The 20,868-nt window shown below is 74.2% G+C and carries 20 protein-coding genes; 4 read left to right on the forward strand and 16 right to left on the reverse strand.

Annotation, left to right across the window (positions count from 1 at the left end):
- Positions 1-61: 61 nt before the first annotated feature.
- From ACI78V_RS00255 to ACI78V_RS00265, 3 genes are all read right to left on the reverse strand, one after another.
- The gene (locus ACI78V_RS00255; RefSeq protein ID WP_456847781.1) at positions 62-1,297 is read right to left on the reverse strand and encodes an ABC transporter permease; all 1,236 of its coding nucleotides are present in this window, start codon (positions 1,295-1,297) and stop codon (positions 62-64) included.
- Between the two features lie 55 nt (positions 1,298-1,352).
- Positions 1,353-2,951, reverse strand: coding sequence for an ABC transporter ATP-binding protein (locus ACI78V_RS00260; protein ID WP_456847782.1), 1,599 nt, complete (start codon positions 2,949-2,951; stop codon positions 1,353-1,355).
- 237 nt (positions 2,952-3,188) lie between these two features.
- Positions 3,189-4,253, reverse strand: coding sequence for a BMP family lipoprotein (locus tag ACI78V_RS00265; protein WP_456847783.1), 1,065 nt, complete (start codon positions 4,251-4,253; stop codon positions 3,189-3,191).
- Between the two features lie 257 nt (positions 4,254-4,510).
- Here ACI78V_RS00265 and ACI78V_RS00270 point away from each other — a divergent pair, with 257 nt between their 5' ends.
- A complete protein-coding gene (locus ACI78V_RS00270; protein ID WP_456847784.1) occupies positions 4,511-5,830 on the forward strand; it encodes a D-alanyl-D-alanine carboxypeptidase family protein in 1,320 nt (439 codons plus the stop codon).
- On the opposite strand, the gene ACI78V_RS00275 is transcribed toward ACI78V_RS00270, so the two are convergent.
- From ACI78V_RS00275 to hisC, 4 genes are all read right to left on the reverse strand, one after another.
- Positions 5,733-6,743, reverse strand: coding sequence for a YihY/virulence factor BrkB family protein (locus ACI78V_RS00275; RefSeq protein ID WP_456847785.1), 1,011 nt, complete (start codon positions 6,741-6,743; stop codon positions 5,733-5,735). The two genes, ACI78V_RS00270 and ACI78V_RS00275, sit on opposite strands and share 98 nt — an antisense overlap.
- 160 nt (positions 6,744-6,903) lie before the next feature.
- On the reverse strand, positions 6,904-7,473 hold the full coding sequence (locus tag ACI78V_RS00280; protein WP_456847786.1) for a 2'-5' RNA ligase family protein: 570 nt from the start codon (positions 7,471-7,473) through the stop codon (positions 6,904-6,906).
- Positions 7,470-8,492, reverse strand: a complete 1,023-nt coding sequence (gene trpS, locus ACI78V_RS00285; protein ID WP_456847787.1) for a tryptophan--tRNA ligase — start codon at positions 8,490-8,492, stop codon at positions 7,470-7,472. Before trpS ends, ACI78V_RS00280 begins: the two co-directional genes overlap by 4 nt.
- Before the next feature lie 63 nt (positions 8,493-8,555).
- Positions 8,556-9,668, reverse strand: coding sequence for a histidinol-phosphate transaminase (hisC, locus tag ACI78V_RS00290; RefSeq protein WP_456847788.1), 1,113 nt, complete (start codon positions 9,666-9,668; stop codon positions 8,556-8,558).
- A 51-nt stretch (positions 9,669-9,719) separates the two neighbouring features.
- Here hisC and galE point away from each other — a divergent pair, with 51 nt between their 5' ends.
- Complete coding sequence (gene galE / locus ACI78V_RS00295; RefSeq protein ID WP_456847789.1) at positions 9,720-10,676, forward strand: UDP-glucose 4-epimerase GalE; 957 nt, start codon at positions 9,720-9,722, stop codon at positions 10,674-10,676.
- A gap of 107 nt (positions 10,677-10,783) precedes the next feature.
- Here galE and ACI78V_RS00300 read toward each other — a convergent pair whose 3' ends face one another.
- Entirely contained in the window at positions 10,784-12,118 is a 1,335-nt protein-coding gene (locus tag ACI78V_RS00300; RefSeq protein WP_456847790.1) for a hemolysin family protein, read from the reverse strand.
- Between the two features lie 212 nt (positions 12,119-12,330).
- On the opposite strand from ACI78V_RS00300, the gene ACI78V_RS00305 reads away from it, so the two are divergent.
- On the forward strand, positions 12,331-13,275 hold the full coding sequence (locus ACI78V_RS00305; protein ID WP_456847791.1) for a CAP domain-containing protein: 945 nt from the start codon (positions 12,331-12,333) through the stop codon (positions 13,273-13,275).
- Positions 13,276-13,324: 49 nt separating this feature from the next.
- On the opposite strand, the gene ACI78V_RS00310 is transcribed toward ACI78V_RS00305, so the two are convergent.
- The 5 genes from ACI78V_RS00310 to ACI78V_RS00330 form a co-directional block, all read right to left on the reverse strand.
- Positions 13,325-13,549 (reverse strand): DUF559 domain-containing protein, encoded by a 225-nt coding sequence (locus ACI78V_RS00310; RefSeq protein WP_456847792.1) that lies wholly within the window; start codon positions 13,547-13,549, stop codon positions 13,325-13,327.
- Between the two features lie 158 nt (positions 13,550-13,707).
- Complete coding sequence (locus ACI78V_RS00315) at positions 13,708-14,925, reverse strand: NADP-dependent isocitrate dehydrogenase (protein WP_456847793.1); 1,218 nt, start codon at positions 14,923-14,925, stop codon at positions 13,708-13,710.
- A 35-nt stretch (positions 14,926-14,960) separates the two neighbouring features.
- Positions 14,961-15,914, reverse strand: coding sequence for a malate dehydrogenase (gene mdh / locus ACI78V_RS00320; protein WP_456847795.1), 954 nt, complete (start codon positions 15,912-15,914; stop codon positions 14,961-14,963).
- 104 nt (positions 15,915-16,018) lie between these two features.
- Positions 16,019-16,318: a DUF3017 domain-containing protein gene (locus ACI78V_RS00325; protein ID WP_456847797.1), complete on the reverse strand. Its 300-nt coding sequence runs from the start codon at positions 16,316-16,318 to the stop codon at positions 16,019-16,021.
- Positions 16,318-17,187: a bifunctional methylenetetrahydrofolate dehydrogenase/methenyltetrahydrofolate cyclohydrolase gene (locus tag ACI78V_RS00330; protein ID WP_456847799.1), complete on the reverse strand. Its 870-nt coding sequence runs from the start codon at positions 17,185-17,187 to the stop codon at positions 16,318-16,320. Before ACI78V_RS00330 ends, ACI78V_RS00325 begins: the two co-directional genes overlap by 1 nt.
- 99 nt (positions 17,188-17,286) lie before the next feature.
- Between ACI78V_RS00330 and ACI78V_RS00335 the strand changes: the two genes are divergently transcribed.
- Positions 17,287-17,958 (forward strand): hypothetical protein, encoded by a 672-nt coding sequence (locus ACI78V_RS00335; protein ID WP_456847801.1) that lies wholly within the window; start codon positions 17,287-17,289, stop codon positions 17,956-17,958.
- A 6-nt stretch (positions 17,959-17,964) separates the two neighbouring features.
- Here ACI78V_RS00335 and ACI78V_RS00340 read toward each other — a convergent pair whose 3' ends face one another.
- Genes ACI78V_RS00340 through purN form a run of 3 tightly spaced genes read right to left on the reverse strand, consistent with a single transcriptional unit; the run spans position 17,965 to position 20,842 of the window.
- Positions 17,965-18,693 carry a pentapeptide repeat-containing protein gene (locus tag ACI78V_RS00340; RefSeq protein WP_456847802.1) on the reverse strand — a complete coding sequence of 243 codons (729 nt, stop codon included), beginning with the start codon at positions 18,691-18,693 and terminating at the stop codon, positions 17,965-17,967.
- The gene (gene purH / locus ACI78V_RS00345; protein ID WP_456847804.1) at positions 18,693-20,243 is read right to left on the reverse strand and encodes a bifunctional phosphoribosylaminoimidazolecarboxamide formyltransferase/IMP cyclohydrolase; all 1,551 of its coding nucleotides are present in this window, start codon (positions 20,241-20,243) and stop codon (positions 18,693-18,695) included. Before purH ends, ACI78V_RS00340 begins: the two co-directional genes overlap by 1 nt.
- Positions 20,240-20,842 (reverse strand): phosphoribosylglycinamide formyltransferase, encoded by a 603-nt coding sequence (gene purN, locus ACI78V_RS00350; RefSeq protein WP_456847806.1) that lies wholly within the window; start codon positions 20,840-20,842, stop codon positions 20,240-20,242. The genes purH and purN overlap by 4 nt, the downstream gene beginning before the upstream one ends.
- Positions 20,843-20,868 lie beyond the last annotated feature (26 nt).

The raw sequence follows: 20,868 nt of genomic DNA on the forward strand, positions 1-20,868 counted from the left end.
GCTCATTCGGGGGTCCCCTCGGAGACGTGGAGCGCCAGCGGAGCGTCATCGCGGGGTGCGTTCATGCCCCGGTCCCCTGCCGCTCGTCGGTCTGCCGGCCGGCGCCGGCGGTCGGGCTGACGCCCGCGCCCGTCCCCGCACCCCCGACGTCCGTGGTCTGCCCCGGGCCGCTGCTGCCGTCGCCGGCCACCGGCGCGGGAGCCGCCTGCGCCGAGCCGCGCTCCGCGGCACGCAGCGCGATCCGCCGCGCGACCTCGTTGGAGATCACCACGGCGAGCACGATGGTCCCCTGGATGATCGTGACCACCGAGGACGGGAAGTCCGCGATCTGCAGCGGCACGAGCGCGCGGTCGAGGAAGGCGAACAGCAACGCCGCGAACGCGATGCCCACCGGGTTGTTGCGGCCGAGCAGCGCCACGGCGATGCCGAGGAAGCCCAGACCGGCGGTGAAGTCGGTGGTGTAGCTGTGCGTCGTGCCCAGCAGGTCGGGCAGGCCGATCAGCCCGGCCACCGCCCCGGACAGCAGCATCGTCTTGACCACCATCGCCCGGGCGTCCACGCCGCTGGCCCGCGCCGCCGACGGCGAGAGCCCGGTGGCCCGCAGGTCGAAGCCGAACCGGGTGCGGTTGAGCAGCACCGCGATCGCGACGCCCACGACCAGCGCCACGACGAGGAAGCCGTACAGCTGCCGCGGCGGGTTGGCCAGGCCGAGCAGGTCGAAGACCCCGTTGAGGCCGGGCATCCAGCCGGACTCGGGGATCTCCGCGGTGCTGATGATCGACGCCCCCTCGGGGCTGCCCCGGAACGGGCCGGTGAGCAGGAACGACGCGATGCCCAGGGCGATGAAGTTGAGCATGATCGAGCTGATGACCTCGCTGACGCCGCGGGTCACCTTCAGGACGGCGACGATGCCCGCCCAGATGGCGGCCACCGCCATCGCGACGACCACGATCAGCAGCACGTGCAGCGGGCCGGGCAGGGTCACGGCGGCGCCGATGGCGGCGGCCATGATCGTGGCCAGCCGGTACTGGCCCTCGACGCCGATGTTGAACAGCCCCATGCGGAACGCGATGGCGACGGCCAGGCCGGCCAGGAACAGCGGCACGGCCCGGTTGAGCACCACCACGATCGCGGTGACCTGCTGGGTCGGGGTGTCACCGAAGTCCAGCATCACCTCGAACACCCGGAACGGGTTCACCTGCAGGGCGGCCATGACCAGCCCGGAGATGACGATCGCGACGACGACGGCCAGGACCGGGGCCAGGACGGCCGGGCCCAGGCGGCGCAGCCCCCTCATTCCGGGGCCCCCGCGGGGACGTGGCGCGCCGCCGGAGCGTTCCCGTGGTCGGTCCTCATGCCGCACCCGCCGTCGCCCGGCCGCCGGTCATGTGCCCGCCCAGCTCCTCCGGCGTGACGGTGGCCGGGTCGAGGGTGGCCACCAGCCGGCCGCGGAGCATGACGTGCAGCGTGTCCGACAGGCCGATCAGCTCGTCGAGGTCGGCGGAGACCAGCAGGATGCCCATGCCGGCGGTGCGGGCGTCCTTGAGCAGCCCCCAGATGACGGCCTGGGCGCCGACGTCCACACCGCGGGTGGGGTGGGCGGCCAGCAGCAGCCGCGGCCGGGCACTCATCTCCCGCCCGACGATCAGCTTCTGCTGGTTGCCGCCGGACAGGGCGACGGCCGGGGTGTCCGGGCCGGGCGCGCGGACGTCGTACTCGCGCATGATCCGCTCGGTGTCCGCGCGGGCGCCCTTGCGGTCGATGAACGGCCCCTTCACCGCCGGCGGGCGGGTCTGGTGGCCGAGGATCCGGTTCTCCCACAGCGAGGCGTCCAGCAGCATGCCCTGGCGGTGCCGGTCCTCGGGGATGAAGCCGAGCCCGGCCTCGCGGCGCGCGCGGGTGCTCCAGGCGCTGATGTCCTCGCCGCCGAGCAGCACGGTGCCGGCGGAGAGGTCGCGGAGGCCCATGACGGCGTCGATGAGCTCGGCCTGGCCGTTGCCCTCGACGCCGGCGATGCCGACGACCTCGCCCTCGCGCACGGTGAGGTCGACGGCGTCGACCAGCGGGCGGCCGGCGAGACCGGCCACGGTGACACCGCGCAGCTCCAGCACGGGGGTCTCCCGGACGGTGGAGGTGCGGGTCTCCGGTGAGGGGAGCTCGGCGCCGACCATCATCTCGGCCAGTTCCCGGCTGGACGTCGTCCTCGGGTCCGCGGTGCCGACGGTGGTGCCGCGCCGGATCACGGTGATCGAGTCGGCGACCCTGCGGACCTCGTCCAGCTTGTGCGAGATGAAGATGACCGTGAGGCCCTCGCGCTTGAGCTCGGCCAGGTTGCCGAACAGCTCGTCGACCTCCTGCGGCACGAGGACGGCGGTCGGCTCGTCGAGGATCAGCGTGCGGGCGTCGCGGTAGAGCACCTTCGCGATCTCGACCCGCTGCCGGTCACCGACGCCGAGGTCCTCGACGAGCGCGTCCGGACGCAGCCCCAGGTTGTAGCGGTCGGAGATCTCCTGGATCCGGCGGCGGGCCTCCGCGTGGTCCAGCCGGCCGCCGCGGGTGGGCTCGCTGCCCAGGACGACGTTCTCGAGCACCGTGAAGTTGTCGGCGAGCATGAAGTGCTGGTGGACCATGCCGATGCCGGCGGCGATGGCGTCCGAGGGGCTGCGGAAGTGCACCTCGCGGCCGTCGATGGAGATGGAGCCCTCGTCCGGGCGGTGCTCGCCGTAGAGGGTCTTCATCAGCGTGGACTTGCCGGCGCCGTTCTCGCCCACGATCGCGTGCACCTCGCCGCGGCGGACCCGCAGCTCGATGTCCCTGTTGGCCACGACGCCCGGGAAGCGCTTGGTGATGCCGCGCAGCTCGACGGCCAGCGGCGCACCACCGCCGTCCGCACCACGGCCCGGGGGCTCCCCCGACGGCACGCCCGCTGTGGCCCCGTCTTCTGGCGGCATCGTGCGCCCTCTCCCTCGCTGCGCGCCCTGCGGGTGTGCCGGGCACGTCCACTCTGCTGCATCGGTGGCGCGGGATCGACCGCCCGTCACCGCTCCCTCGCCGGGTTCACCGGCCGCCGCATGATCGCGCACCGGGGCACGGGACCGGGCGGGCAGGGTCGTCGCTCACGACAGCGGGCCCGGGGGCGTGTGCTCCCCCGGACCCGCGGTCGGTCGTGCGTGTTCAGCCGATCGGCGTCACGGGGTCGTGGGGACCGTGATCTCGCCGTCGATGATCTGCTGGCGGTAGCCGTCGATGTCGCTCTGGATGTCGTCGATGAAGCCACCGCTGGTGGACAGCGCCACGCCGTCGGACTCGAGGTCGTAGACCTCGTTCTCACCGCCGGTGACGTTGCCGTCGACGAACTCGCCGATGAACGTCTGGACGGCGACGTCGACGCGCTTGAGCATCGAGGTCATGACCACCGACTGCAGCGCCGGGTCGACCGTCTGGTACTGGTCGGAGTCGACGCCGATGGCCCGGCCACCGGAGGCGGCAGCGGCCTGGAAGACGCCGATGCCCGAGCCGCCGGCCGCGTGGTAGACGATGTCGGCGCCGGCGTCGTACATGCCCTGGGCGACGATCTGGCCGCGGGCCGGGTCGTTGAAGCCGGAGAAGTCACCGGCCGGCGAGATGTACTGCCGGTCGATGATGACCTGCGGGTTCGCCGCCTGGGCGCCGGCCACGTAGCCGGCCTCGAACTTCTGGATCAGCGGGGTCTCCACGCCGCCGACGAAGCCGATGTGGCCGGTCTCGCTCTTCAGCGCGGCGGCGACGCCGGCGAGGAACGAGCCCTGCTCCTCGGCGAACAGCAGACCGGTGAGGTTCTCGGGGCTGCCGGCGTCCTCGACCGCGCCGTCCACCTGGGCGAAGGTGACGTCCGGGTACTGCTGGGCCACCTCGCCGATCACGTCGCTGTAGGCGAAGCCGACGGCGATGATCGGGTTGAAGCCCTGGTCGGCCAGCTGGGTCAGCAGGTCGGCGCGGTTGGAGGCATCGGCGTTCGGCGACAGCTCGGTGGCCTCGCCACCGTGCTCCTCGATCGCGGCCTCGACGCCGGCCACGGCCGAGTCGTTGAACGAGCGGTCGCCGCGGCCGCCGGTGTCGAAGGCCAGACCGATCCGCAGCTCGCCGCTCTCGCCGCCGCCCCCGCCGCCGCCGGCGGCGCTGCCGCCGCCCTCCTCGTCGCTGGCGCAGGCCGCCAGGGCCATGCTGCCGGCCAGCAGCAACGCCGCGGCCTTCATCCTCCGCGCTCGGCGCACGGCGATCTCCTCTCTGGGGGGACGGGTCCGACGGGAACCGGGCCCGCCCCGGTGGCATCCGGGACCGCGCGCCGCGGACCGGCACCGCCGGGCCGCCGAACGCGCGACCAGCGCACGCTAACCGCGGGCGGCGGCACCGCCGCCACCTCCGCCGGAGACCGAGACGCGATCGTTGCGAAGGCCCTCGGGGGCAGTGGCGTGGGCCACCGGGACGGGCCGGGGCGAGCCCGGGCGGCGGCGCGGCTAGCGTCCCCGTCATGGGACGACGGCGGGTGCGGGCGGGACTCGCCGGGGTCCTCACCGCCGGGATGCTGCTGGCCGGGGCCGTGCCGGCGCTCGCCGAGGAACCCCGCCCGACCGCCGACCTGTCGGCACCCACCCCCACCGCGCCGATGCCGGGGGGCCCGCCCCAGGGCAGCGGCCCGGGCGGTGTCACCGTCGGCGGGGAGGGGCTGCACACCCGCGGCACCGTCGTCGCCGACGGCGCTCCCCCGCTGCCCGACGGGCTGGCCGCGTCGGGGTGGCTGGTGGCCGACGCCGGCAGCGGCGTGGTCCTGGCCGCCCGCGACCCGCACGGCCGCTACCACCCGGCGAGCACCCTCAAGACGCTGACCCTGCTCACCCTCGTGCCGCTGCTCGACCCCGCCGTGGTCGTCGAGGGCACCGTGGACGACGAGAACATGGAGGGCAGCCGGGTCGGGATGGTCGCCGGTGGGCGCTACCCGGTCTCGCTGCTGTTCGAGGCGCTGGTGCTGCAGTCGGGCAACGACGCGGCCAACGCGCTGGCCCGGGCCGCGGGCGGGCTCGACGTCACCGTGCGGGCGATGAACGAGACCGCCGCGGCGATCGGCGCCTTCGACACCGTCGCCGGCTCGCCGTCCGGGCTGGACGTCGCCGGGCAGAGCTCCTCGCCCTACGACCTGGCGCTCGTGTTCCGCCGGCTGGTCGCCGACCCGCGCACCGCCGCGATCCTGCGGACGCCGATCGCCCAGATGCCCCCGGTCGAGGGGCGGTCCGCGGGCTACCAGATCCAGAACGAGAACCCGCTGCTGGCCACCTACCCGGGCAACCTCGGCGGGAAGACCGGGTTCACCGACGCCGCCCGGCACACCTACGTCACCGCGGCCGAGCGCGACGGCCGCCGCCTGGTCGTCAGCGTCATGGGCACCGAGAACGTGCCGCTGCGCGCCGCCGACCAGGCCGCCCTGCTGCTGGACTGGGGGTTCACCGTCCCCGCCGGGACGCCGGGCGTCGGCGTCCTGGTGGACTCCGCCGCCGACGTCCCGCCCCCGACGACCACCGCTCCGCGGACGACGCCCCCTGCGGCCGGGCCGCCGCTGCCCGCGCCGGGGGCCGTCGGCGGGCCGGCCGGGGAGTCGTCACTGCTGGGCCTGGGGCTGGGCGCGGCGGCGGCCGCCGTCGTCGTCGCGACGCTGGTCGGCCGCCGGCGCGCGGTCCGGCGGGTTCCCGGCGAGGTCGTCAGCGGTCGGCCGGCGGCACCACCGGCTCCGGGCGGTCCGGAACCGCCGGGGCGAGCGCCTGGACCCGGGGCAGGGTCGCCGTCCACGCGGCCGTGAAGAACGCGAACCGGCAGACGATGTTGAGCCACACCAGGATCCCGACCGCCCCGCCGAAGGCGGAGGCGGTCACGCTGCCGGAGATCAGCGAGAGGTAGAGGCTGCCCAGCAGTTTCATCACCTCGATCCCCGCGGCGCCGAACAGCGCGCCGGGCAGCAGCCGGCGCACCGGGTGCGACGTCGAGGGCACGACCTTGAGCAGCCACAGGAAGACCACGACGTCGGTGGCGATCGCGAGCACGAGACCGAGCACGGCGGTGAGGACCGACAGCCCCGGGGCGTCCTGGAGACCCAGCAGGCCCAGCAACCACCCGGTGGCCTGGGTGACCACGCCGGTGAAGCCGAGGCTGAGCAACCCGGCCGCCCCGAGGGCGGCCAGCGCGAGCAGGTCCTGCACGTTGTCGCGGAGGAACTCCGGCTCGTCGGCCCGCCCCTTCCAGATGCGCTCCATGCCGACGCGCAGCTTGTCCATGGCGCGCAGCCCGGCGTAGACGAAGCCGGCCAGCCCGATGACGCCGACGACACCGGCCGAGCCCACCGCTCCCCGCAGCTCCCCGACGATCTGCCGGCCGGTCGGGCCCGGGAAGGCGTCACGGATGGCGGCGTAGAGCTCCTGCTGGAGCAGCTCGTCGCCGGCGAGCACCAACCCGATGACCGACGCCACCAGGAGCAGCACCGGGACCAGCCCGAGGAAGACGAAGTAGGTGACGCCGGCCGCCATGAGGTCGCCCTGGGTGCGCTGGTAGCGGCCACCCGCCCGGGCCAGGTGGTCCAACCACGGCAGCCGGCGGCGCAGGTCGGTGACGAGCGCGTCGTACCCGTCGGTCAGCCGGGTGAGCCACGACCAGCGGCTCCCGGTGTCCGGCGGGTCGGTGCCCGCGGGCGCGGACCGCTCGGCCCGGGTGGCGCTCATCGGGCCCAGTCTGCGGCCTGGCCCCGCGGTGGGCGACCCCGGTCCTCCACCACCGTTCCCGCGGCCCCGTCCACGTCCTCGCCCGGCCCTGGTGACGTACCGGGACGGCCCCTGCCGGGTCCCGGCGCGCGCAGGCGAGCGGCGGGGCGGGGGGCCTCCTTCAGCGCGGCGGACCGGTGAGGGGGTACTCCCGGGCGATGACCCAGGTGCCGTCGGGAGCCTGCTCGAACTCGGTGAAGTGGCGGACCCGGAACTGCGCCGAGAGGTCGGCCAGGCCGCAGTAGGCGAGGTCGAGCATGTCGGCCGGGACGTCGTGGGCCACGGTCACGTGCGGGTGGTACGGGTAGGACAGCGACCGGGCCAGCGGGCCGCAGCGGACGTCGTTGGCGATGAGCTCGCAGTTGCCGATGCCCCGGGCCACGGCCACGAAGACCACCTGCGAGACCGGCGCGAAGGTGCCCGTGCCCGACAGGTGCATGTCGAAGGGCGCGTGGCTGGCCGCCACCGCCGCCAGGTGCGCGCTGATCGCCGGACGGTCGGCGGCGACGACCTCGGTGGGCGGCAGCAGGGTGACGTGCGGCGGGACCAGGCTGGCCTGCGGGTCGCCGACCTTGGTCCGCCAGTCGACGAACAGCTGCGACCACGGCTCCGGGATCGGGACGACGACCCCGAGGACGGCCGTCTCCGGCGTCACGCTGCGGCTGCGCGGGACGAACGTGTCGTCGTTCATGCGCGCGCTCCCGACGGCGGGAGGAAGCCGACCCGGTCGTAGACGGCGGCGACGGTGCCCGAGGCGACCTCCCGGGCGCGGGCCGCACCGGCGGCCAGCACCCGCTCGAGCTCGGCCTGGTCGTCGAGCAGCTCCTGGGTGCGCGCGCGGACCGGCGTCACGAAGTCGACGACGACCTCGGCGAGCTCCTTCTTCAGGTCGCCGTAGCCGCGACCGGCGAACCGCTCCTCCAGCTGGGCGACGGTCTCCCCCGACAGCGCGCTGTGGATGGTCAGCAGGTTGGTGACGCCCGGCTTGCCGACCGGGTCGGCGACGATCTCCCGGCCGGTGTCGGTGACCGCCGAGCGGATCTTCTTCGCCGTCACCTTGGGGTCGTCGAGCAGGAAGATGCACCCCGCGGGCGGGAGGCTCTTGCTCATCTTCTTGTCCGGGGACTGCAGGTCCATCACCCGCGCCGCGCCCTCGGGGATGAACCCCTCCGGGACCGGGAAGGTGTCGCCGAAGCGGCCGTTGAACCGGATCGCGAGGTCACGGGTCAGCTCGAGGTGCTGACGCTGGTCGTCCCCGACGGGGACCTGCTGCGCCTGGTAGACGAGGATGTCGGCGGCCATGAGCACCGGGTAGGTGAACAGGCCGACGGTCGTGCCCGCCGCCCCCTCGCGCTGGCTCTTGTCCTTGAACTGGGTCATCCGGCTGGCCTCCCCGAAGCCGGTGAGGCACTCCAGGACCCACGACAGCTGCAGGTGCTCGGGCACGTGGCTCTGCACGAACAGCGCGCTGCGCGCGGGGTCGACGCCCAGTGCCAGCAGCTGCGCGGCCGAGACGAGGGTGTTGCGCCGCAGCTCCGCCGGGTCCTGCGCGACGGTGATCGCGTGCAGGTCGACGACGCAGTAGAAGGCCTCCGTCGTCTCCTGCAGCGCCACCCACTGGCGCAGCGCACCCAGGTGGTTACCGAGGTGGAAGGAACCCGCCGTCGGCTGGATGCCGGAGAGCACACGGGGAAGAGGCACGTCGGTCATCAAACCAGCCGCCGGGGGGACGCCGCTCCGCGCGTCCCGAACGTGCTCGTCACCGTCGGCGGGTCACGCGACGGGCGTCGCGGAGCGCACCTGGTCGAGCGCGGCGAGGAAGAGGTCGTCCTCCTCCGGGGTGCCCACGGTGACCCGGATGCCCTCGCCCGCGAACGGGCGGGTGATGACCGCGCGCGCCTCCAGCGCGGCGGCCAGCCCGGCGGTCTCCTCCCCCACCGGCAGCCAGACGAAGTTGGCCTGGCTGTCGGAGACGTCGAGCCCACGCTCGCGCAGGGCGGCGGTGAGGCGTTCCCGCTCGGCGGTGACGGCCGCACAGCGCCGGCGCACCTCGTCCTCGCTGGCCAGTGCGGCGACGGCGGCCGCCTGGGCGAGGGAGGAGACGCTGAAGGGCACGTGGGTCCTGCGCACCGCATCGGCCACCGCGGGGTCCTCGGCCAGGAGGTAGCCGACCCGCAGGCCGGCCAGACCCCACGCCTTGGAGAAGGTGCGCAGCACGGCGACGTTGGGCCGCCCGCGCATCAGCTCGACGCCGTCGGGGACGTCGGGGTCGGTGACGAACTCCCGGTAGGCCTCGTCGAGGACGACGAGCGTGTCGGCCGGGACGGCGTCCAGGAACCGCTCGAGCGCAGCGCCGCGCACCGCCGTCCCGGTGGGGTTGTTCGGGTTGCAGACGAAGACCACCCGGGTGGTCTCGTCGACGGCCGCGGCGAGGGCCTCGAGGTCGTGGGTGTCGGCCGGCCCGCCGGGACGGCCGGGCACCAGCGGCACCTGGATCGACCGGGCACCGGCGACCTGGGCCAGCAGCGGGTACATCTCGAACGAGCGCCAGGCGAAGGCGATGCCGGTGCCGGGGTCGTTGAACGCCTGGGCCAGCTGTTGGCAGAGCGTCACCGCGCCGCAGCCGGCGACCACCTGCATGGGGTCGACGTCGTAGCGCTCGGCGAGCGCCCGGGTGAGGACGACGGCGCCGTTGTCCGGGTAGCGGTTGCTCTCCGCGGCGGTCGTGGCCAGCGCCTCGACGACGGCCGGCAGCGGCGGGAAGGCGACCTCGTTGCTGGCCAGCTTGACCGCCTGCGCGACCCCGATCTCGCGGGCGAGGTCGGCCGGGTTGCGCCCCGGTCTGTAGGCGGGCAACTGCTGCACCGCCGGGCGTGCGCTGACCACTGGTTCCGCCTCCTGACCGCGCCGCCCGAGAACCGTCTCTAGGGTGGGCGCATGCGCGTTCTCGTCGCCGGTGGGGCCGGCTACATCGGCAGCGTAGTCACGGCCGCCCTCCTGGAGGGCGGCCACGAGGTCACCGTGCTCGACGACCTCTCCACCGGCCACGCCGACGCGGTACCCGAGGGTGCGGCCTTCGTGCAGGCCTCGCTGCACGACTCGGCGCCCGTGCTGGCCGACGTCCGGCCCGAGGCGGTGCTGCACTTCGCGGCCAAGAGCCTCGTCGGGGAGTCCCAGGTCAGGCCGGAGACCTACTGGGACACCAACGTCGCCGGGTCGCTGGCGCTGCTGGAGGCCATGCGCGCGGTCGACTGCCGGCGGATCGTCTTCTCCTCCACCGCGGCGACCTACGGAGAGCCGGAGCAGGTGCCGATCCGCGAGGACGCCCCCACCCGCCCGACCAACACCTACGGGGCCACGAAGCTCGCCGTCGACGCGATGCTCACCTCGTACGCCACCGCCCACGACTTCGCGGCGGTCAGCCTGCGGTACTTCAACGTCGCGGGCGCCGCCTACGGCTTGGGCGAGCGGCACACGACCGAGACGCACCTCATCCCGATCGCGCTGCAGGTCGTCGCGGGCGCCCGCGAGGCGATGACCGTCTACGGCGAGGACTACCCGACGCCGGACGGCACCTGCATCCGCGACTACATCCACGTCTCCGACCTCGCCGACGCGCACCTGCTCGCGCTGACCGCCCCGGCGCCGGGCGAGCACCGCATCTACAACCTCGGCAACGGCACCGGCTTCTCCGTGCAGCAGGTCGTCGACGCCGTCCGGGAGGTCACCGGGCACCCGGTGCCGGTCGTCGTCGGGGAGCGCCGGGCCGGCGACCCCGCGCAGCTGGTGGCCTCCAGCGACCGCATCCGCGCGGACCTCGGCTGGACGCCGAAGCACACCGACCTGGCCGGCATCGTCCGCGACGCCTGGGAGACCACCCGCGCCCGCGGCTGAGAGACGCCCCCGCCCGCGGGCCCGTCCCGGCGGCCCCGTCCGGAGGTTGGCCACGGCCCCGTCCAGGCACCGCCCGGAGCCGGTGGAGGGCGGGGCGGGGTCCCTTCTCAGCCGGCCGCGGGACTGCCCTCCTGGACCTCCTCGCGGGCCGGTTCGGCGTCGGGGACCGGGCTGACCGACAGCCGCGCGATGCGTCGTCCGTCCAGTTCGAGCACCGTGAGGGTGCGGCCCTCGACCGACACGGCGTCCCCCACGTCGGGGAGCCGGCCGAGTTCGGCCAGCACGTAGCCCGCGACCGTCTCGTACGGGCCCTCGGGCAGCTGCACGCCGGTGGCCTCGCGGAAGTCGTCCAGGTTCAGCAGGCCGTCGACCTCCTGCGGCCCCCCGGGCACCTCCCCGCCGTCGTCGCCGACGTCCTCGTCGTACTCGTCGTAGATCTCCCCGATGACCTCCTCGATGAGGTCCTCGAGGGTGACGATCCCGTCGGTGCCGCCGTACTCGTCGACGACGATGGCCAGGTGGTGGTTCTCCCGCCGCATCTCCGACAGCGCGGTGAGGACGCCGGCGGTGCCCGGCAGCCGCTTCACCTCGCGGACGAGGTCGCCCACGGTCGCCGCCCGGCCGGCGGGGTGGGCGGGGAGGAACAGGTCGCGCACGTGCACGAAGCCGACCACGTCGTCCTCGTCCCGGCCGACGACGGGGTAGCGCGAGTGGCTTGAGTCGTGCACCTGCTTGGCGGCCCGGCTGGCGGTCATCGACGCCTCGAGGAAGTCGACCTCGGTGCGCGGCGTCATGACCTCGCGCACCTCCCGGTCGCCGGCGCGGAACACCTCCCCGATCAGCCGCCGTTCGTCGGTGCTCAGTGACTCGTGGGCGGCGACGAGGTCGCGCAGCTCCTCCTGGCTGATCGCCTCCCCGCTGGCCTTCGGGTCGCCGCCGAGCAGGCGGACCAGCAGGTTGGTGGAGACCGACAGGAACCAGATGATCGGCCGGAACAGTGCGGCGATGCCGTTGAGCGGTGCGGCGACGACCAGCGAGAAGCCCTCGGCGCGCTGGAGGGCCAGTCGCTTGGGGGTCAGCTCGCCCACCACCAGGGACAGGTAGCTGATCGCGATGGTGACCAGGACCAGCGCCAGCGTCCCCGCCAGGCCCTCCCCCATGCCGAAGCCCTCGAGCTGGTCGGCGAGCGGCGCGGACAGGGTGCTGGCACCGAAGGCCGCGGAGAAGAAGCCGGCCAGTGTGACGCCGACCTGCACGGCGGCGAGGAAGCGGTTGGGGTCGCTGAGCAGGCGGGCGACCGCGCGACCGCGGCGGCCCCGCTCGGACATGGCGCGGACCTGGGACTCGCGCAGGCTCACCAGCGCGATCTCCGCGCCCGCGAAGGCACCGCCGACGAGCACGAAGACGACCACCATGACGATGTTGAGCCAGACGTCGCTCACCGGCGGCGCGCTCCTCGGTCGGGACGGACGGGACGGGTCCATGCTGCCCGCCTTCACCCGACACGCCCACAGCAGGCCACCGCCGAGGGGTTGAGTCGAAATCGATGTGACGTTGCGCACAGCATGGTGCCGATCACGCACCGCATCCGGCTACTCTCCCCAAAGTAACGATCCGTGATCTAGCAACTCGTGAGGGTTACCTCGTGCACCACATGCCGGCGGGTCCCCCGCCCTCCTCGCGGATCGCCGCAGCGCTCGGCCGCTGGGTCTCCGTCCTGTTCCGCGCCTCCGGCCTGCGTCGCGTCCTGCCGGTCTTCGCGGTGGTCCTCGCCGTCGCGGGCATCGCCTTCGCCGTCCCGGTGGTGTCGAACGTCGTGACGAGCTCCTCGGAGCAGGCGGCGCCGGCGTCGACCGCCGCCGCGGGCCGGGTCTCCTCCGGTGCCGGTCGCTCGGGCGGGGCGTCGTCCGCCCCGTCGGCGGCGCAGAGCGGCACCGTCCAGATGGGCGTGGACGGCGCCCCCGCCGCGCCGGCCCCGGCCGAGACCCCCGCCGTGCCGGAGACGCCCGCCGCCGAGCAGCCGGAACCGCAGCAGGAGGCCGTGCCGGCCGCGCCGGCCGACGAGCCCGCGCCGGCGTCGCCCTCCACCCCGGCCACGAAGCCGGCCCCGGAGAAGGCCCCGGACCGGCCGGCAGCCGCTGCCGAGGCCCCTGCCCCCGCGCCGGCGCCCGCCCCGCGCGCGGCGCCCGCCCCCGCCCCGCGGGCGGCGGCCGCCCCGGCCGCCCCCGGCGTCGAGGGTCAGGTGCTGACGCTGGTGAACGAGGCCCGCGCCGCCGCGGGCTGCAGGCCGCTGGTCGCCGACAGCGCTCTGGCCGCCGTCGCCCGGGCCCACAGCGCCGACATGCGCGACCGCGACTACTTCTCGCACGACACCCCGGAAGGCCTCTCCCCCTTCGACCGCGCCAGGAAGGCGGGGGTGGGCTACGCGCGGGCGGAGAACATCGCCTACGGCCAGGCCGACGCCGCCGAGGTGATGGACGACTGGATGACCAGTTCCGGCCACCGGGCCAACATCCTCGACTGCGAGCTGACCAAGCTGGGTGTGGGCGTCGCCGAGGGGCCGGGCGGCCCCTGGTGGACCCAGCTCTTCGGCGCCTGACGCCGCCCGGTCCGGACGACTCCGGGGTGGTTGCGGCCACTGGTCACCATCAGGGCGCGACAGCTCCGGAGTCGCGAGCCGCGAGGAGCGCACGGACGCCGGCGGTGAGCGCCTCGGGGTCCCGCAGGGCCACTGCCGTCACGTGCACGACCGTCCACCCGGCGGCGGCGAGCGCGTCCAGCCGGCGCCGGTCCCGGGTCGGCTGCGAGCGATCGGCGTGCCACCCGCCGTCGTACTCCACCGCCACGCGCTGGTCGGGGTAGGCCGGGTCCACCCGGGCGGCGAACGCACCCTCGGCGTCGCGCGCCGTGTCCCGGGAACGGCCGGCAGCGGCTCGACCCGGCGGCGCCGGCGACGCGGGCCTCCCACCCGGAACGCGCAGCGGCCCCCTCGCCGCGAGGCGAGGGGGCCGCTGTCGGGAGTGCGCCTACGTCAGGCGGCCATGGCCTTCTGCAGGTTGGCGTCGATGGCCGCCAGGAAGTCCTGGGTGGTCAGCCACGGCTGGTCCCGGCTGATCAGCAGCGCGAGGTCCTTGGTCATCTGGCCGCCCTCGACGGTGTCGATGCAGACCTTCTCCAGGGTCTCGGCGAACCGGGTCACCTCGGGGGTGTTGTCCAGCTTGCCGCGGTGGGCCAGGCCCCGGGTCCAGGCGAAGATCGAGGCGATCGGGTTGGTGGACGTCGCCTCACCGCGCTGGTGCTGCCGGTAGTGCCGGGTGACCGTGCCGTGCGCGGCCTCCGCCTCGACGGTGCGGCCGTCGGGGCTCATCAGCACCGAGGTCATCAGGCCCAGCGAGCCGAAGCCCTGCGCCACGGTGTCGGACTGCACGTCACCGTCGTAGTTCTTGCACGCCCAGACGTAGCCGCCCTCCCACTTGAGCGAGGCGGCGACCATGTCGTCGATCAGCCGGTGCTCGTAGGTGATGCCCGCGGACTCGAACTGGTCCTTGAACTCGGTCTCGAAGACCTCCTGGAACAGGTCCTTGAACCGGCCGTCGTAGGCCTTGAGGATCGTGTTCTTGGTCGAGAGGTAGACCGGGTAGCCGCGCTGCAGGCCGTAGTTCATCGAGGCCCGGGCGAAGTCGCGGATCGACTCGTCGAGGTTGTACATCGCCATCGCGACGCCGCCACCCGGCGACTGGAACACCTCGTGCTCGATCGGCGCGGAGCCGTCCTTGGGCTGGAAGGTGATCGTCAGCGTCCCCTCGCCCGGGAACTTGAAGTCGGTGGCGCGGTACTGGTCACCGAAGGCGTGACGGCCGACGACGATCGGCTTGGTCCAGCCCGGCACCAGCCGCGGGACGTTCTGCATGATGATCGGCTCGCGGAAGATGACGCCGCCGAGGATGTTGCGGATCGTCCCGTTGGGCGACCGGTACATCCGCTTGAGGCCGAACTCCTCGACCCGCGCCTCGTCCGGGGTGATCGTCGCGCACTTGACGCCGACGCCGTGCTGCTTGATGGCGTTGGCGGCGTCGACGGTGATCTGGTCGTCGGTCTCGTCGCGCTTCTCGATCCCGAGGTCGTAGTACTCGAGGTCGACGTCGAGGTACGGGAGGATCAGCTGGTCCTTGATGAACTGCCAGATGATCCGGGTCATCTCGTCGCCGTCGAGCTCGACGATCTTCCCCTCGACCTTGATCTTGCTCACGTTGGAGTTCCCTCTCTACAGCTCTGACCGGACGGTCAGAGGTCGGCTACGTCAGCCTGCTTGGCGCGCACGGCCTCGGCCGCCTCGCGCAGCCCGGCCAGCTCGCTCTCGGTCAGGTCGCCCTCGACCACCCGCCGGACGCCCTCGCGCCCGATCTCGGCCTCCACCCCCAGGTACACCCCGGAGATGCCGTACTCGCCGTCCACCCAGGCGCACACCGGCATGACCGCGCCGGAGTCCTCCATGACCGCCCGGGCCATGCGGGCCGCGGCGGCCGAGGGCGCGTAGTACGCCGAGCCGGTCTTCAGCAGCGCGACGACCTCGGCGCCGCCGTTGCGGGTCCGGTCGACGAGGTGCTCGATGCGGTCGGCAGCCAGCACGTCGGCCAGCGGCTTGCCGTCGACGGTGCACCGCGAGGGCACCGGCACCATCGTGTCGCCGTGCGAGCCGAGGGTCAGGGTGCGCACCGAGCCCACCGGGACGCCGAGCTCCTCGGCGACGTTGTTGGTGAACCGCGCGGTGTCGAGCATGCCGGCCTGGCCCATGACCCGGTTCTTCGGGAACCCGGTGGCCAGCTGGGCCAGCGCGGTCATCTCGTCCAGCGGGTTCGAGACCACGATGACCACGGCGTCCGGCGAGGTCTGCGCGATGTTCTCGGCGACCTGGCGGACGATCTTGGCGTTGGTCTCGATGAGGTCCATCCGGCTCATGCCGGGCTTGCGGGGCAGACCCGCGGTGATCACGACGACGTCGGAGCCCTCGGTGCCCTCGTACGACCCGCCACCGACACCGACGACCCTCGTCTCGAAGCCCTCGATCGGGCGGGACTGGTTCATGTCGAGGGCCAGGCCCTCGGGCTTGCCCTCGACGATGTCGGTGAGCACGACGGTCTCGAAGATGTCGTACTCCGCGAGGCGGAGGGCGGTGGTCGAGCCGTAGAAGCCGGCACCGACGACGGTGACCTTGCCGTTCCTGGGCTGCTCTGCCATGGCGGCCAACCTATCGCTGGGCGGGCCGTTGCGCCCGGTCGGGGGCCCACGGCCCGGTCCCGGACACCGCTCCGGGCTCGCGCGACGGGGGGAGTAGTCCCTCCTCACTCACCCGGGATCGCCAGGGCGAAGGCGGTGAGCGTGACCCCCACCCCCGCCAGCAGGACGACGTCCACCGGCCGGCTGCGGACGGCGAGGAACCCCACCCGCCGGACCGGCAGCAGCAGCCGCAGCAGCCCGCCACCGACCAGCGCGACCCCGACGACGACGAGCCCGCGGCGCCAGTGCTCCAAGGCCACCATCACCAACCCGACCGCGACCACGACCAGCACCAGCAGCAGGGGGAGCTGCCGCAGCAGACCGGCCAGGAACGGCCGGCGGGTGTAGAGCGGCGGGCGGGACATCAGGCGGTCAGGACGTCCGCCGCCGCGGCCTGCTCGGCGGCCAGGACGACGTTCTGCAGCAGCATCGCGCGGGTCATCGGGCCGACGCCGCCGGGGTTGGGCGCCACGAAGCCCGCCACCTCCACGACGTCCTGGGCGACGTCCCCGGCGATCTTCCCGTCGACCCGGCTGACGCCGACGTCGAGGACGGCGGCGCCCGGCTTGACCACGTCGCGGGTGACCAGGCCCGGGACACCGGCCGCGGCGACGACGACGTCGGCGGTGCGCAGGTGCGCGGCCAGGTCGCGGGTCCCGGTGTGGCAGAGGGTGACCGTGGCGTTCTCGCTGCGGCGGGTGAGCAGCAGGCCCAGTGGCCGACCGACGGTGATGCCGCGGCCGACGACGACCACCTCGGCGCCGGCGATCGGCACGTCGTACCGGCGCAGCAGCTCGACGATGCCGACCGGCGTGCACGGCAGCGGACCGGGGACGTTGAGCACCAGCCGGCCGAGGTTGACCGGGTGCAGGCCGTCGGCGTCCTTGGCCGGGTCCATCCGCTCGAGGACGACGCTCTCCTCGATGCCCTTGGGCAGCGGCAGCTGGACGATGTAGCCGGTGCAGGCGGGGTCGGCGTTGAGCTCGTCGACGACCTCCAGGACGTCGGTGAGCGTGGCGGTGGCCGGCAGTTCCCGCTGGATGCTGGCGATGCCCACCTGGGCGCAGTCGGAGTGCTTGGCGTTGACGTACCAGCGGCTGCCCGGGTCGTCGCCGACCAGGAGCGTGCCCAGGCCCGGCCGGTGACCGGCCGCTGTGAGGGCGGCGACCCGTCCGGTCAGCTCCGATCGGATCGCTGCTGCGGTGGCCTTGCCGTCCAGGATCGTCGCGGGCACGCCCACAGTCTGCCCGAGAGCCCTCCGCGGGACGCCACGCCGCCCTAGGCTCGCAGGCAGCGGGCGCCTCCCCCGCCTGCCGACCCGCGAGGAGAGCAGATGACCGAGCGCGACCACTCCCCGGCCGGCACGCAGGGCGGCGCCGACGACTGGCGGGCGCAGACGACGCCGGGGATCCAGCCGGTGGGCGGCGCGCGCACCGACACCGGCCACGGCGGCTACACCGGCCACGGTGGCTACGGCGCTCAGGCGGGGGCCCGGCCACCCCTGGCGCAACCTCCCGGCCCGCCCCCCACCTCGACCGCGCCGCAGTACTCCACCAAGCCGGTCCCGGTCCGCCGTCCCGACGGCCTGGCCGGGCTGCTGCTCGTGCTGGCCGGCGTCGCGGCGGGGGTCAGCCTGCTGCTGCGCTGGCTGACCGACAGCGACCGGACCGGGCTGGACCTGGTCCGGCGCGGCGTGGAGGGCCTGGGCCGGGACGTCGCCGACGTGTTCGACGACGGCATGTGGCAGCCGGTGGCCGTCGTCGGCGCGGGCGCAGTGCTGCTCGTGCTCGGCCTGCTGGTGCTGCTGCCGGCCCGTTCCCACCGCTTCCTCGGCGTGCTGGCGCTCCTGGCGGGCCTGGTCGCGTTCGCCGGGGTGCTCGTCCCGCTGGCCGACGCCGGGTGGGACGCGGCGACCTTCGACACCGGCTTCTGGTTCGCCCTCGCCGTGCCGGCCCTGGGCATCCTCGGCGCGGTCAAGGCGATGCTCACCGGACCGAGGAGGTGACTCCGCTCAGTCCGCGACCAGCGCGCCGTGCGCGCGGGCGAACTGCACCGTCTGCGTGAGGTCCAGGCGGACCCCGGTCAGCTCGAACGCCAGCCAGTCGACCTGGTCGGTCGAGGCCCCGCGCAGGTCCGCGCCCCGCAGCTGCACCGACTGCAGCCGGGCACGGTCGAGGTCGGCGCCGGTGAGGTCGCACTCGCGCAGGTCGGCGCCGGTCAGGTCGGCCTCACGGAACCGGTGACCGGACAGGTCCAGGCCGGAGAGGTCCGCGCCGCGCAGGTTCGTCCAGCTCCAGTCGCTCTCGGTCGACGTCATGGGCCGCAGCTGCGCCCCGGGGAAGTGCGAGCCGGTGAGCTTGCAGCCCTCCCAGGTGACGTCGAACAGCCGCGACCGGTCGAACCGGCAGGAGAGGAACGCCGAGCCGAGGTGCCGGGAGCCGCCCATGCGGACGCCGGTCAGCACACAGGACTCGAACACGCACCGCCGGGTGACCAGTTCCTCCAGCCCGGCGTCGTCGAACCGGCACCGCGTGAAGGTCACCCCGTCGAGTTCGGCGCCCCACCAGTCCACGCGGGCGAAGTCCTGGCCCTCGACCTGGGCACCGGCCCCGGGCGGGCGGACGTGCGGCCGCGAGCCCGTGCCGGCAGCTGCCGCGACCCTGCGTGCGGCGGGGGGCACGGGCTCGCGCAGCGGGTCGCCGCGGCCGGGCGGGCGGCGGGGGGCGAGGGGGCCGGTCATCAGTGCGCGAAGTGGCGGGTCCCGGTGAGGTACAGCGGCACGCCCGCGGCCGCCGCCGCGGCGATGACCTCCTCGTCCCGCACCGAGCCGCCCGGCTGCACGACCGCCCGCACACCGGCGTCCAGCAGCACCTGCAGGCCGTCGGCGAAGGGGAAGAACGCGTCGGAGGCGGCGACCGCACCGGCGGCACGGTCCCCGGCGCGCGAGACCGCGAGGCGGGCGGCGTCCACCCGGTTGACCTGGCCCATGCCGACCCCGACGGTGGCCTTCTCGTGCGCGAGCAGGATCGCGTTGCTGCGGACCGCACGGACACTGCGCCAGGCGAAGACCAGGTCGTCGAGGCCGGCGGCGTCCAGCGGCTGACCGGTGGCCAGCGTCCAGGTGGTGGGGTCGTCGCCGGGGGCGTCCACCCGGTCGACCACCTGCAGCAGCAGCCCGCCGCTGACCGGCCGCAGCTCGGCGGCCGGCCGGTCGGCGTCGGGGAGCCGCAGCAGCCGGATGTTCTTCTTGGCGGTGAGGACCTCCACCGCGTCGTCGGTGAACGACGGGGCGACCACGACCTCGGTGAAGACCCCGGCGACCTGCTCGGCCATCGCGAGGTCCACCTCGCGGTTGGCCGCGATCACGCCGCCGAAGGCCGACACCGGGTCGCAGGCGTGCGCCTTGCGGTGTGCGGCGGCGATGTCCGGTCCGACGGCGATGCCGCACGGGTTGGCGTGCTTGATGATCGCCACGCAGGGGTCGGTGTGGTCGTGCGCGGCCCGCCAGGCGGCGTCGGTGTCGACGTAGTTGTTGTACGACATCTGCTTGCCGTGCAGCTGCTCGGCGTGCGCGAGCCCCCGCTCGTGGCTGCGGTACAGCGCCGCCCGCTGGTGCGGGTTCTCGCCGTAGCGGAGGACGTCGGCACGCTCCCAGCTGCCCCCGACCCACGCGGGGAACCCGGAGTCGTCGTCCGGGGCCAGGACGTTGCCCATCCACGAGGCCACGGCGATGTCGTAGGAGGCGGTGTGCCGGAAGGCCGCCGCCGCCAGCCGCTGCCGCTCCTCCAGGGTGAACCCGCCGGCGGACACGGCCTCGAGGACGTCCCCGTACCGGGCGGGGTCGACGACGACGGCGACCGACGGGTGGTTCTTGGCCGCGGCCCGCACCATCGCCGGGCCGCCGATGTCGATCTGCTCGACGCACTCGTCGGGCGTCGCGCCGGAGGCCACCGTCTCGGTGAACGGGTAGAGGTTGACCACCACGAGGTCGAACGGCGCGACACCGAGTTCCTCGAGCTGCTGCACGTGCTCGGGCTTGCGGCGGTCGGCCAGGATGCCGGCGTGCACGGCCGGGTGCAGCGTCTTCACCCGCCCGTCGAGGCACTCCGGGAAGCCGGTGACCTGCTCCACCGGGGTGACGGGCACCCCGGCGTCGGCGATGCGGCGCGCGGTGGCACCGGTGCTGACCAGCTCGACACCGGCGCCGGCCAGCCCCCGGGCCAGCTCCTCGATGCCGGTCTTGTCGTAGACGCCCAGCAGCGCGCGACGGATGGGGGTGCGGTCGCTCATCGGGACTCCTCCTCGCCGGTGACCAGTCGCGCCACCGTGTCCACCAGGAGCTCGCGCTCCACGGTCTTGATCCGTTCGTGCAGCCCGGCCTCGTCGTCCCCCGGGAGGACGGGCACCTCGCGCTGGGCGAGCACCGGGCCGGTGTCGACGCCGGCGTCGACGAGGTGCACCGTGCTGCCGGTGACGTCGACCCCGGCGGCCAGCGCGTCGCGGACCGCGTGCGCGCCCGGGAAGGCGGGCAGCAGCGCGGGGTGGGTGTTGACCAGCCGCCCGCCGAAGGCGCCCAGCACCGCGGGACCGACGATCTTCATGAACCCCGCGGAGACGACCAGGTCGGGGCGGTGCTCGGCGATCGCGGCGGCCAGTGCGACGTCCCACGCGGCCCGGTCGGCGTGGTCGCGCAGCCGGCAGGTGAAGGTGGCGATGCCCCGACGCCGGGCGTGCTCGAGCCCCTCGGCGTCGCGGTCGCTGCCCACGGCCACCACCGTCGCGGGGTAGCCGGGGTCGTCGGTGGCCTCCAGCAGCGCCGCGCACAGCGACCCGGTACCGGACAGGAGGACCACGACCCGCGCCCGCGCGGACGGTACGTGTGCGGGCACGCCAGCGACCCTATAAGGCGCCGGAC

The organism is Geodermatophilus sp. SYSU D00742, from assembly GCF_054049935.1.